This window comes from Allokutzneria albata, assembly GCF_900103775.1.
Lineage (GTDB): Bacteria > Actinomycetota > Actinomycetes > Mycobacteriales > Pseudonocardiaceae > Allokutzneria > Allokutzneria albata.
Window position 1 is genome coordinate 1,923,347 of sequence record NZ_LT629701.1, and the last position, 12,457, is coordinate 1,935,803.

Here is a 12,457-nt window from a genome sequence, read left to right on the forward strand (position 1 = left end):
CCCGTCTTCTCAGGCGGGGGTCAGTCGCTGTCGGCGGTCGTTCTAGGTGGGACTTGAAGACGTCCCGACGTCCGGGGTGGAGCGGGCGGCGAGCTTGCTTCCGATGAGCAGGCCCGCGATGCAGAGCCCGGTCAGGGGGAGGCCGATCATGAAGACCAGGCCGGCGCCGATGTTCGCGCCGATGCCGCCCGCGGTGAGCACGCGGCCGAAGACGCCGAGCACAGCACCGAGCAGGAAAGCTCCGGTGAACGGCAGGCGCCACAGTCCCTTGGCGCGCACGAGCAGCGCGACGCCGATGACCACACCCGCGACACCGATCGCGATGTCGACGGCGGGGCTGTAGGCGGGGAGCCTCATGTAGTAGTCGAGCTGTGTTCCGGGTGGTACCTGGGACGACTGGTCTCCGACGAGCCACCACGCGGTGAGCGCGCCTGCGCCGACCAACGCCACCTCTGACCACACGGGCGCTTTGGGTACCTGGGTAGTCATCTGTTCACCATCTCGCGCGTGGCGCGGCGCCGCCATTTGACAGCCTCGTCATGCTCGAATCCCACAGAACCCCGGGGACAAGGAGCGCGCAGTGCGGCCGGATCAACCGTTCGAGCTCTTCGACGACGACGTCTCCGATCCCGCCGCGATCACCGAGCTGGTGTCGAAGTACGGCGTGGCGGTGCTCGTGGAGCAGGTGGAGAACCGGCGGGGGATGTTCTGGGCAGCGCGGGCACTGGCCCGCGAGCACGGCGAATGCGCGACGCTGAAGCGGGACAGCATCGGCGAGGAGGGAGCGGTCCTGCGAGACCTCTTCGACCAGCCGTGGATGCACGCGGTCGCCGAGGCGTACTTCGGCGCCGATCCGTACGTGTTCAACCCGGAGATCACGCTGGCCTCGGTGTTGCCGGGCCCGGACCCGGTAACCCAGGTCGACGACCAACCGGGGTTGAAGTTCCTGCTCTACGTGACGGAGGTCGACTCCGGCAGCGGTGTGCTGCGCTGCATCCTGGGCTCGCACCACGCCGGGAAACGGCTGCCGTCAGCGGAGCCGACCGATCGCCTGGTGCGGTTGGAGGCACCGCAGGGCAGTTTCCTCGTCCTCGACGGTGACCTGACCCTGCGCAACGCGATCGTCCGGAGGCACCCGCGGATCACGGCGTCGGCGCGCTGCTACCGCGCCTGAACGATCATCGGTAGCGACTGCGGGTGCGGCACTCCGGCGAAGACCTCGCGCACGCGGTGTCCCGGCACGGGTTCCAGGTGCAGCCGCCGCAGGACGGTGGCCAGGACGATCATCATCTCGGTCCGGGCGAAGGTGTCGCCGATGCACTTGCGGGAGCCGGCGCCGAACGGCAGGAACGCGGCGGTCCGCGGGCGGTCGGGGTCGAACCGCTCGGGATCGGGATACCACCGCGGATCGCGGTGCAGGGCGTAGGGGCTGATCACCAGTTCTGTCCCGGCGGGCAGGTCGCGGCCGCCGGGCCGCACGGGCACGAGGGCACGCCGCATCACCAGCGGTACCGAGTGCAGGCGCATCGCTTCGGTGAGCACGCGGTCGGTGTAGGTCAGCTTCGCCAGGTCGTCGGTTCCGGTGACTTCGGCGTGCACCCGCTCGGCGATCTCGGGGTGCCGGCCGAGGTGGTGGAAGGCCCAGCTCAGCGCGGCGGCCGAGGTTTCGGTTCCGGCGGTGAGGATGGTGACCAGCTCGTCGCGGACCTGGACGTCGCTCATCGGCGTGGCCAGCAGCAGGGACAGCAGGTCGCCGTTGTCGATGTGGTGGTCGTGGTAGTGGCCGATGATCTGGTCGAGGACCGCGCGCAACCGCTTGGCCGCGGTGTCGAAGCGGCGGTGCGCCGGAATGGGCAGGCGGTCGAGGGCTTTCGGGGTGAGCGCGCGGATCGCGGTGTTGCGGGAGATCACCGGCAGGGAGCGGTGGATCTCGGCGATGGCCGCGTCGGTGGGCTCGGTGGAGAACATCGTCTCGGTCACCGTCGCGAGGCTCAGCTCGTGCATGGCCTTGTCCACGGCGACGACCTGGCCGGGCCGCCAGGAGTCCACGAGCGCCTGGGCGCGGCGGCGCATGACCTCGGCGTAGCCGGGGAGGCGGGCGCGGTGGAAGGCGGGCTGGATCAGTCGGCGTTGCCGGTGGTGGGTCTCGCGGTCGGCGGTGACCAGGCCGGAGCCCAGCAGTACCCGGACGCGGTCGAAGAGCCTGCCCTTGGTGTAGTCGCGGGCGTCGGTGACCAGGACCTGGTGGATGAGCTCCGGGCTGGTGAGCACGTACACGGGCAGCGTCCCGACGTCGACGCGCACGAGGTCACCGCACTCGCCCAGCGAGACGAGGAAGGCGAAGGGGTCGCGGGCGAGGGCGGGCAGGTGCCCGAGCAGTGGCCAGCTGATCACAGCTCCCACCACCACGCGATGCTGGGCGGGATCACAGTCCAAGGGTTGACCAGCGGTTTCTCGGCCCACGTGAGCGGTGCGGCGTTGTGGTACCGGGCGACGTGGGCGCCCCATTCGATATTGCCGCGGATGCCGTGGCCGAGGTCGGCGAGGTAGCGGCGCAGGGGCTCGCCGGCGGTGCGCGCGGCGTCCTCACGGACCTGCAGGAAGCGGTCGAGGATGCGGTCGCGCAGGCTCACCGCGAGCTCGACGACCTTCTGCGGCGCGCATTCCTCCTGGTGACCGAGCACGGTGAAGATGTTCTGGTCGGTCTGGCCGCGGCCGGCCTCCTCGGCGAAGGAAGCCCGGTCGTTGTCGAGTGCGGCGACGGCGATCGCCATCTCGGTGAGCGCGCGGACGCGGGGTGAGGACATCTCGTGCTCGGGGATGTCGTCGAGGCCGTTGGCCAGCTCCAACATCGCGAAGGTCGGTTCGCCGCCCGCGGAGTGCAGGCGCATCGCCAGGTACGAGTCGAGGTCGGGCATGTGGCTGCGGGCGCGGTTGCCCATCTGCCAGAGCACTCCGAACAGCCAGGCGCGGTGGGCGTCGACGAAGCGCCGCACCTGCACGGCCGATCCTGTGGCGCGGAACCGCGAGCCGATGTCCTCGACGGCAGCGGCGAAGGGATCGGCGGGCGCGTGCGGAGCCTCCAGTGCCCGCTGCACGCGGCCCGCGAGTGCGGCGAACGCGGCCGGATCGGCGCTCAGCTCGCCTTCATCGCAGCACGCGTCGTCGAAGGCGAAGCCCCAGTAGACCCACAGCACCGCGGTGAGCAGGTTCTCCGCCGGAGCGTGCGGGGCGAAGCGGGCGAAGAAGTCCGCGCTGGAGGACGCGATCGCCGTGGCCCGCGCGGCCGGGTCGCGGCAGAACTCCGCGCTGTCGAGCCACTCGACGGCGCGGCGCTGCACCGAGGAGACCTCGGGATGCCGGGCACCGTCGATCGGGCAGTACACCGGCGGCAGATCGAGCATGGGCAACTCCCTGCCAAGGCCACCGAACGGCGGACACCGTAGCGCCCCGAGTTAGGCCAGGGGGAGTAGCACCCGGAAAGTCGCGCCGCCGCCCGGGGTCGGCACGTGCTCCACGGAGCCGTCGTGCGCGTCGACGATCGCGGCGACGATGGACAGGCCCAGACCCGAACCGCCGGTGCTGCGGGTGCGCGAGGGATCGCCGCGGTAGAAGCGCTCGAAGGCGTGCTCGACCTGGTCGGGGGTGAGCCCGGGACCGTGGTCGATGACCTCCAGCAGCCCGTGCGCCCCGTCCGGCGCGACCCCGGCGCGCACGGTGATCGGCGTGCCCGGCGGGGTGTGCGCGAAGGCGTTGCCCAGCAGGTTCGCCGCGACCTGGTGCAACCGCTGTTCGTCGCCGAGCACCAACGGCGGCGGAATGTCCTCTGTGGACTCCTCCTCCGGCAGGATCACCAGGCTCACCGGCCGATCCGGATCCAACGCGCGCACCGACTCGATCGCCTCGGCCGCGACCGGGATGAGGTCCACCGGCTGCCGGTCCGCGGGCCGCTCCTCGTCCAGCCGCGCCAGCAACAGCAGGTCGTCGACGAGCACGCTCATCCGCCGCGACTCCGCCTCCACCCGGCCCAGAAGATGTGTCACCTCATCCGGGGACACCGCGCCCTGGCGGTGCAGCTCCGCCAGCCCGCGGATACCGGCGAGTGGGGTGCGCAGCTCGTGCGAGGCGTCGGCGACGAAGCGCCGCAGCCGGGACTCGGACTCCGCGCGCTGCTGGAAAGCGCCGTCGATCTGGGTGAGCATCGTGTTCAGCGTCATCGCCAGGCGCCCGATCTCCGTGCCGGGAGCACTGCGCACCGGGACCCGCCGTGACAGATCACCCCCGGCGATGATCGACTCCGCCGTCCGCTCCACGTCCTCCAGCGGCCGCAACCCCACGCGCACGGCGGCGATGCCGAGCACGGTGAGCACGATCAGTACCACGACCGCGACACCGAGCTCGATCAGCGCCAGACTGCCCTGTGTCTCCGCGCGGCTGGTGGTGTCGAAGGCGACGACCGCGACGCCCTCGTCGCCGCGCATCACCCGGACCCGGACGCGGTAGCCCTGGTGCCGTTCCCCGCCGAGCGCCTTGACGTCGAAGGGCTGATCACCACGTGCCCGCGCCGACTCCAGGTCCAGCGACGGCAGGTCCGGAAGCGTCCGCGGCCGCTCCTCGGCGGCGAAACGCCGCGACAGCGAACCGTCGGGCCTGCGGTACTCGATCACGTACTCGTGCGGGATGCCCTCGACCCGTTCGGAGTTGCCGGGCGGGTTGAAGGGGTCGTTGCGCTCCTCCAGCTGCGACAGCGCGTTGTGCACCACCGACAGCTGCTCGTCGATGCGCGCGGTCAGGTAGGTGCCGAGCAGGCTCGCCGCCGCGGCCGCCGCGATGAGCAGCCCGAACGCCGAGACCACGAGCGTGCCGATGAGCAGCCGCGCGCGCAGGGACAGCCTGCTCAGCCTGGTCCTGAGCTTCATGCCTGGGGCAACCGGAGGCTGTAGCCGAACCCGCGCAGCGTGTGGATCAGCGAGGGCTCGACTATGTCGATCTTGCGGCGGAGCAGGCTGATGTAGGACTCCACGATCCGCGCGTCCCCGGTGAAGTCGTAACGCCACACGTGGTCGAGGATCTGCGCCTTGCTGACCACCTTGCCCGCGTTGTGCAGCAGGTAGTGCAGCAGCTTGTACTCCGTCGGCGAGAGCTTCACGAACCGCCCGGCCCTGCGCACGTCGCAGGTCTCCTCGTCCAGCTCCAGATCAGCGAAGCGCAGCACCGGCCGCGGCTGGTCCGCCTCGGCCTGCCCGCCGACGCGGCGCAGCACCACCCGGATGCGTGCGACGACCTCCTCCAGGCTGAACGGCTTGGTGACGTAGTCGTCGCCGCCGATCGTCAACCCGGTGATCTTGTCGTCTGTGGTGTCGCGGGCGGTCAGGAAGATCACCGGCGCCTGCATGCCGCGCGCCCGCAGCAGCCGGGTGACCTCGAAGCCGTCCAGGTCGGGCAGCATCACGTCGAGCACCAGCAGCTCCGGCTGGAAGTCCGCGGCGACGGCCAGCGCCTCGGTCCCGGAGGCGGCCGTGCGGACGTCGAAGCCGACGAAGCGCAGGCTGGTGCTCAGCAACGCGGTGATGGTCGGCTCGTCGTCGACGACGAGCAGCCGCGTCTTGTCCTGGGCGCTCACCCCGCTCCTTCCCGTCGGCGATCCAGCGCAGCTTGGCGCACCCGCCTGCAAGCAGCCTGACCGAACCCTGAATATCACCTCAAAGCGGCCCGTGATCGACCTCACGAGACGACGCTCGACCCCGCAAGCAGGTCTTCGTCGAGCTTTCAGCGGACTTCCAGGTTCGTTCGAGCTGTCCTTCGGGCTGGAGTGCTGGGGTGATGGCATCCAGCCCCTGCGATGAGGAGACGAACCCGAGATGTCCTTCCTGGCCCGGCTCAGCCTCGCCAACCGCGGGCTCATCGCGCTGATCGCCGTCGCGATCACCGGCTTCGGCGCGTGGGCCGTGCCCGCGCTCAAGCAGCAGATGCTGCCCGACCTGGAACTGCCGACGATCTCCGTGGTCGCGCCCTACCCGGGCTCGGCGCCGGCGATCGTGGAGTCGCAGGTGACCATCCCGATCGAGCGCGCCGTGCGCTCCGTCGCCGGGGTCACCGAGACGACCGCGTTCTCCCGCTCCGGCTCGGCGACCGTGCAGATCACCTTCGACTACGGCACCGCGGTCTCGTCGATCACCGGCGAGGTGGAGCGCGCCGTCAGCCGGATCTCCGCGCAACTGCCGGAGAACGTCACCCCGCGCGTGGTGGCCGGGAGCACCAGCGACCTGCCCGTGGTGCAGCTGGCGGCCAGCGGGGGCGCCGACGAGCAGCAGCTGGCCAAGGCGCTGCGGCAGAACGTGCTGCCCGAACTGCAGGGCATCGAGGGCGTGCGGGAGGCCGCGCTCACCGGCGCCCGCGACGCGCGGATCACCATCACTCCCGACACCGCGAAGATGCTGCGCGCCGGGCTGACCTCGATGTCGGTGAGCAACGCGCTCAAGGCCAACGGCATCACCGTCCCCGGCGGCACGCTGACCGAGAACGGCAAGTCCTCCTCGGTGTCGGTGGGCGGGGCGTTCTCCTCCCTGGACGACCTGAAGAACCTGCCGCTCACCCCCGCCCAGACCACCGGCCGCCCCGGGGCTGCGGTCAAGCTCGGCGACGTGGCGACGGTGGAGCAGGGCCTGGCCGAGGCGACCACGCTGACCAGGACCAACGGCCGCCCCAGCCTCGGTGTCGGCGTCACCGCGAGCCCCGACGGCAACGCCGTGGCGATCTCCCACGCCGTCAACGAGAAGCTGCCGCAGCTGCGCACGGCGCTGGGCCAGGGCGCGGCGCTGACCGTGGTCTTCGACCAGGCCCCGTTCGTCGAGCGCTCCATCGAGGGCCTGACCACCGAAGGGCTGCTCGGCCTGGTCTTCGCGGTCCTGGTGATCCTGGTGTTCCTGTTCTCGGTGCGCTCCACCCTGGTCACCGCGGTGTCCATCCCGCTGTCGGTGCTGATCGCGCTGATCGCGCTGTGGATGGGGGAGTACTCGCTGAACATGCTCACCCTCGGCGCGCTGACCATCGCGGTGGGCCGGGTGGTCGACGACTCGATCGTGGTGCTGGAGAACATCAAGCGGCACCTCGGCTACGGCGAGGCCAAGGGCGCGGCGATCACCACCGCGGTCCGCGAGGTCGCGGGCGCGGTCACCTCCTCGACGCTGACCACGGTCGCGGTGTTCGCCCCGATCGCGGTCGTCGGCGGCATGGTCGGCCAGCTGTTCGCGCCGTTCGCGCTGACCGTCACCGTCGCGCTGCTCGCCTCGCTGGTGGTGTCGCTGACGATCGTGCCGGTGCTGGCGTACTGGTTCCTCAAGCCTTCCGAGGTCGACCGTGAGGAAGCGGAGGAGAAGGAGCGCAACGGCGTCCTGCAGCGCACCTACGTCCCGGTGCTGCGCTGGTCGGTCACCCACCGCGCCACCGTGCTGCTCGTCGCGGTCGGGATCTTCGTCGGCACCCTCGCCCTGGTGCCGGGGCTGAAGACGAACTTCATCGGTGGTGACGGCCAGAACACTCTGGCGATCAAGCAGGAGATGCCCGTCGGCACCAGCCTCGCGGCCACCGACGCCGCGGCGAAGAAGATCGAGGGCGTGCTCGGCCAGACCAGGGGCGTGCAGTCCTACCAGGCCACCATCGGCGGCGGCGGGGCCCTTCCCGGCTTCGGCGGCCCCGGCGGGTCGACCTCGGTGAACTACTCGGTCACCACGGATGTGGCGGCCGACCAGGCGGTCATCGAGAAGGACCTGCGCACCCGGATCAGCGCGCTCGTCGAGGTCGGCAAGGTCAGCGTGCAGGCGGCGGGCGGCGGCTTCGACGGCTCCAAGCTGGAGGTCGTCGTGCAGGGCCCGGACGACGCGGCGCTGGCCAGGGCCACCGAGCAGGTCCGCAAGACCGTCGCCGAGACCCCGGGCACCACGGATGTGGCGAGCAACCTCACCGCCGACGCCCCGCTCGTGGACATCCGGGTGGACCGGCAGGCCGCCGCGCGCGCCGGGCTGACCGAGGCCGCCGTCGGCCAGGTCGTGGGGGAGGCGCTGCGCGGGACCACGCTGAGCAAGGTCGTCGTCAACGGCACCGAGCAGGACGTGGTGCTGCGCGGCTCGGCGACTCCGTCCAGCGTGGACAGCCTCAAGGCGTTGCAGGTGCCGACCCTGGCGGGCCCGGTCCGCCTGGACAGCCTCGCCGAGGTGGAGACCTCGACCGGCCCGACGCAGCTGACCCGGACCGACGGCACGCGCAGCGCCACCGTGACCGCCGCCGCCACCGGCACCGACCTGGGCGCGACCAGCGCCGAGCTGGCAAAGCGGCTGGAGGCTCTGAAGCTGCCCGCGGGCGCCTCGTTCACCATCGGCGGCGCGACCTCACAGCAGCAGGACGCCTTCGCCGACCTCGGCGTGGCCCTGGTCGCCGCGGTGGTGCTGGTGTTCCTGGTGATGGTGGCGACCTTCCACAGCCTGGTGCAGCCGCTGATCCTGCTGGTGTCGGTGCCCTTCGCCGCGACCGGCGCGCTGGGGCTGCTGCTGGTCACCGGTACGCCGCTGGGGGTGCCCGCGCTGATCGGCCTGCTGATGCTGGTCGGCATCGTGGTGACCAACGCGATCGTGCTGATCGACCTGATCAACCACTACCGCGAGCAGGGCCTCGGCGCGACGGAGGCGATCGTGGAGGGCGGGCGGCACCGGCTGCGCCCGATCCTGATGACTGCGCTGGCCACGATCGGCGCGCTGACGCCGATGGCGCTGGGGCTGACCGGCGGCGGGGGCTTCATCTCGCAGCCGCTCGCCGTGGTGGTGATCGGCGGCCTGGTCAGCTCGACGCTGCTGACGCTGGTGGTGGTGCCCGTGCTGTACGCGGTGGTGGACAACCTGACGAGCCGTCGCAAGCCCGAGGAGATCGACCCGGCCACGGAGCCGATGCCCAAGCATCGAGCGCCGACGCGCTGAGCACAACGGCCCCACCCGCCCGGGTGGGGCCGTTTTCGCATGTCAAACCGCTTACACAACCAGAAGGTTGACAACGCGGATGCCCGCCCGTACCGTCTTATTCAACCGAGAGGTTGCGAACGAGGGAGATGAACCGGATGGCCGCGCCACAACCCGATGACCGGCTCAACCGGGTCTTCGCGGCCCTTGCCGACCCGATCCGGCGCGACATCGTCGCCCGGCTCTCCGTCGGCGACGCGACCGTGGGGGAGCTGGCCGAGCCCTACGAGGTGTCCACCCAGGCCGTCTCCAAGCACCTCAAAGTGCTCGAAGACGCCGGCCTGGTCAGCCGCAGCCGCGACGCGCAGAAACGGCCGTGCCACCTCGAAGCGGAGGTGTTCGACCTGATGACCAAATGGATCGAGCGCTACCGCCGCCAGGCCGAGGAACGATTCCGCAGACTGGATGCGGTCCTGACGGCACTCGAAGACAACGACACCGAAGACGACAAGCAGCGAGGAGCAGCGTCATGAGCACCAAGACCACCACCAACGAGACCACCATCGAGGCCGACCCCAACCTGCCGACCATCCGCATCGTCCGCGAGTTCGACGCCCCCGTCGCCAAAGTCTTCCGCGCCTACACCGAACGCGACCTGTTCGCCAGGTGGATCGGCCCGCACGACATCAGCACCGACATCCAGACCTGGGACGTGCGCACCGGCGGCAGCTGGCGCTACAGCAACTCCCGCGGCGGCGAGGAGATCGCCACCTTCTACGGCTCCTTCCACGAGGTCCGCCCCAACGAGCGCCTCGTCCAGACCTTCACCTACGAAGGCTTCCCGGACGGCGTCTTCCTGGAGACCATGACCTTCGAAGACCTCGGCAACGGCCGCAGCCGCGTCGTCGGCCTCTCGCTGATCGACACCATGGAAGCCCGCGACGGCATGATCGCCAGCGGCATGGAGGGCGGCGTCGTCGACGGCTACCAGAAGCTCGACGCGCTGCTCACCGAAATCTGATCCACACGAGGCGGGAGGTGCCCCGGACGCGGGGCACCTAAAGCCGCCGCCGCAGCTCCCGCCGCACCACCCGGCCCGCGAAGTTGCGGGGGAGAGCGTCGACGAACTCGAACCGCTCCGGCACCTCGACCCGATACCCCCGCAGATGCACGGCCAGGTCGTCCCCGCTCACCGCGCCACCGGCCACCACGAACGCGCACGCCTTCCCGTCGGCGTCACCGACCACCGCCGCCTCCGCGACACCGGCGTGCGCGACCAGCACCGCCTCCACCTCGCTCGGCACCACCCGCGCCCCCTGCCGAACGATCACATCCCGCACCCGGTCCACGTACCGCAGGTACCGACCACCGGGACCAGCGAACTCGAACAGGTCCCCGGTCCGCAGAAAACCCAGGTCATCGAACGGATCGTCACCGGTGCCCAGCAAGTACCCCGGAATCACCGTCGGCCCCGCGACCCGCAGCTCCCCAGGCCGCCCCGACTCGACGATCTCCCGCTCCGTCACCGGATCGACCAGACGCATCCGCATCGCCCCCGAACGCGGGAACAACCGCGCCCGCGCCTCCGGATCAGCAACGTCCTTGGGGGAGCAGAACAACACCGTGCCCTCACACGACGCGAAGAAGCTGACCACCGGCGCCGGACAATCCCGCACCGCCACCGGGCTCAACGGCCCCGAACCCGCCACCACCGTCCGCAACGACGGCACATCCCACCGCGCCAACGCCGCCAGCACGGCAGGCGGCACCACCGCGCAGGTCACGTGCTCCTCGGACAACTGCCGCACCAAAGCCGCCAGAGCCACCGGCTGGTGCAACACCAACCGACACCCCGACAGCAACCACGGCACCAACGAAGCCCCGATCCCCGCCACGTTCACCAGCGGAAACGGACTCAGGATCACATCGTCCGCGGTCAACGCCGCCGCCTCGGCACACGCCCTCGCGATCGCCAGCCAGTCGTAGTGCGCCCGCGGAACCGCCTTCGGCGTCCCCTCCGTCCCCGACGTCCAACAGATCGACACACAGTGGTTCGGATCAGCCTCATACGACCGAACCGGCACCACGTGCTCCGCCGCATCCACCTGAACCACACGCCGCGGCACATTCGCACCGAACGCCAGCACCGTCACGGCCTCACCACACACCTGCCGCGCGAACTCCGCATACCGCCGCCCATTGATCCGCGTCGCGGTCACCAACGTCCGCGCCCCCGCCAACGGCAACAACGCCCGCAGCTCGTACTCGCGGTACTGCACCGGAATCGGGCACACCACACCACCCAGCCGCACCACCGCGAGGAACGTCGCCACGAGTTCAACACAGCTCGGCAACTGCACAGCCACGATGTCGCCCGGCCCCACACCGTGCCGCTGCAACAACGCCGCGAGCCGATCCACCTCCACGTGCAACCGCGCCCAGCTCCACCGGCGCGGCTCGATCCCCGTCAACTCCGCCTTGTCCGAGGAATCCACCACCGCCAACGCGCCCGGCCGCGCCCGCACCTGACGCCGGAACAGCTCGTCAAGGGTGTCCGGCACCCACCAACCACGCGCGGTGAACTCGAGGACACGGGAGAGCGGATGCAAGGCCGAGGCAGTCACGGGTCCTCCCTGGTCCAGCAGGGGGTGGGGGCAGCGACGCTACGTCAGGACCCGCACCGACCACACCTTCCCCTCACATTCCGTTACCCGCAGGTGATCCACTGGTCCTCAGGGCAGAGACGGCAGTCCTCGAACACCCCCACGAACAGCCCATGCCGCTCACACCGCCGGAAATGCGCCTCGTTGCGCTCGTACTCCCACCAACCCACCACCGAGGACAACGGCGGCGCAGGCACATAGCCACTGACGATCTCCCGGTACTGCCGCAGATATCCCAGCACCTGCGGCGGGTCGTACGGCAGCACCTCCCACCGATGCCGCTCCAACGCCGCGTCCACCACCCGCACCACGAACTCGCGCTGCGCGGGCCACCCCGACTCGCTCCACGGCAACTCGTCCAGGTCGAACCCGTCGTTGCCGCCACCGACGCGGGAGTTGCAGCACAACAACGCGAACCGCAACTCCCACTCCGACTCCGCCAGATCACAGGCAGCCAGCGCCAACACGTCCAGGAACACCTGCGCGCCCCCGTTCGACACGTGCAGCACGGGCTCCGCCTCGTACACCGACCGCCCGAACGAACTACCCATCGCTCACCACCCCGGGAACCGTGTGGAAACCGTCCTCCCAGAGGTCCTCGTCCACGACGAACCTGGACGTCAAGAAGCAGTCGGGCTCGTCAGCGAACCCCGGAAGACCCCGCGCACGATCGACCCGCTCCCAGGCCCGGCGCTCGGACGAGTAGACACCCAAGACCTTGAGGTCGTCGCCCTGCTCCTCGTCCCAGACCAGCTCGCCCGCACCGTCCACGTGCTCGACCGACCCGTCCGCACTCCGGGCGTGCCGGACGTGCCAGAGCAGAAAAACCTCCACCCGCAGACCATA

The 12,457-nt window shown here is 70.4% G+C and carries 12 protein-coding genes; 4 read left to right on the plus strand and 8 right to left on the minus strand.

From position 1 onward, the window contains the following. Window positions 1-42: 42 nt before the first annotated feature. Window positions 43-489 carry a hypothetical protein gene (locus tag BLT28_RS08620; RefSeq protein WP_156051710.1) on the minus strand — a complete coding sequence of 149 codons (447 nt, stop codon included), beginning with the start codon at window positions 487-489 and terminating at the stop codon, window positions 43-45. A 91-nt stretch (window positions 490-580) separates the two neighbouring features. Here BLT28_RS08620 and BLT28_RS08625 point away from each other — a divergent pair, with 91 nt between their 5' ends. Next, window positions 581-1,174: a hypothetical protein gene (locus tag BLT28_RS08625; RefSeq protein ID WP_030432930.1), complete on the plus strand. Its 594-nt coding sequence runs from the start codon at window positions 581-583 to the stop codon at window positions 1,172-1,174. Here the strand turns inward: BLT28_RS08625 and BLT28_RS08630 are convergent. From BLT28_RS08630 to BLT28_RS08645, 4 genes are read right to left on the minus strand one after another with little or no spacing between them, the layout of a single operon-like run. Further along, on the minus strand, window positions 1,162-2,406 hold the full coding sequence (locus tag BLT28_RS08630; RefSeq protein WP_231950692.1) for a cytochrome P450: 1,245 nt from the start codon (window positions 2,404-2,406) through the stop codon (window positions 1,162-1,164). The two genes, BLT28_RS08625 and BLT28_RS08630, sit on opposite strands and share 13 nt — an antisense overlap. Further along, window positions 2,391-3,404, minus strand: coding sequence for a terpene synthase family protein (locus BLT28_RS08635; protein ID WP_030432932.1), 1,014 nt, complete (start codon window positions 3,402-3,404; stop codon window positions 2,391-2,393). Before BLT28_RS08635 ends, BLT28_RS08630 begins: the two co-directional genes overlap by 16 nt. 51 nt (window positions 3,405-3,455) lie before the next feature. After that, entirely contained in the window at window positions 3,456-4,919 is a 1,464-nt protein-coding gene (locus tag BLT28_RS08640) for a sensor histidine kinase (RefSeq protein ID WP_030432933.1), read from the minus strand. Further along, window positions 4,916-5,623, minus strand: a complete 708-nt coding sequence (locus BLT28_RS08645; RefSeq protein ID WP_030432934.1) for a response regulator transcription factor — start codon at window positions 5,621-5,623, stop codon at window positions 4,916-4,918. Before BLT28_RS08645 ends, BLT28_RS08640 begins: the two co-directional genes overlap by 4 nt. A gap of 238 nt (window positions 5,624-5,861) precedes the next feature. Between BLT28_RS08645 and BLT28_RS08650 the strand changes: the two genes are divergently transcribed. From BLT28_RS08650 to BLT28_RS08660, 3 genes are all read left to right on the plus strand, one after another. Beyond that, window positions 5,862-8,969: an efflux RND transporter permease subunit gene (locus tag BLT28_RS08650; RefSeq protein ID WP_052408071.1), complete on the plus strand. Its 3,108-nt coding sequence runs from the start codon at window positions 5,862-5,864 to the stop codon at window positions 8,967-8,969. 137 nt (window positions 8,970-9,106) lie between these two features. Continuing rightward, on the plus strand, window positions 9,107-9,481 hold the full coding sequence (locus BLT28_RS08655; protein WP_030432936.1) for an ArsR/SmtB family transcription factor: 375 nt from the start codon (window positions 9,107-9,109) through the stop codon (window positions 9,479-9,481). Further along, window positions 9,478-9,969: an SRPBCC family protein gene (locus BLT28_RS08660; RefSeq protein WP_030432937.1), complete on the plus strand. Its 492-nt coding sequence runs from the start codon at window positions 9,478-9,480 to the stop codon at window positions 9,967-9,969. The genes BLT28_RS08655 and BLT28_RS08660 overlap by 4 nt, the downstream gene beginning before the upstream one ends. Before the next feature lie 37 nt (window positions 9,970-10,006). Here the strand turns inward: BLT28_RS08660 and BLT28_RS08665 are convergent, their stop codons facing one another. From BLT28_RS08665 to BLT28_RS08675, 3 genes are all read right to left on the minus strand, one after another. Further along, the gene (locus tag BLT28_RS08665) at window positions 10,007-11,572 is read right to left on the minus strand and encodes a class I adenylate-forming enzyme family protein (RefSeq protein ID WP_052408072.1); all 1,566 of its coding nucleotides are present in this window, start codon (window positions 11,570-11,572) and stop codon (window positions 10,007-10,009) included. A gap of 83 nt (window positions 11,573-11,655) precedes the next feature. Continuing rightward, complete coding sequence (locus tag BLT28_RS08670; RefSeq protein WP_052408073.1) at window positions 11,656-12,162, minus strand: hypothetical protein; 507 nt, start codon at window positions 12,160-12,162, stop codon at window positions 11,656-11,658. Next, window positions 12,155-12,445 carry a hypothetical protein gene (locus tag BLT28_RS08675; RefSeq protein WP_030432940.1) on the minus strand — a complete coding sequence of 97 codons (291 nt, stop codon included), beginning with the start codon at window positions 12,443-12,445 and terminating at the stop codon, window positions 12,155-12,157. The genes BLT28_RS08670 and BLT28_RS08675 overlap by 8 nt, the downstream gene beginning before the upstream one ends. Window positions 12,446-12,457 lie beyond the last annotated feature (12 nt).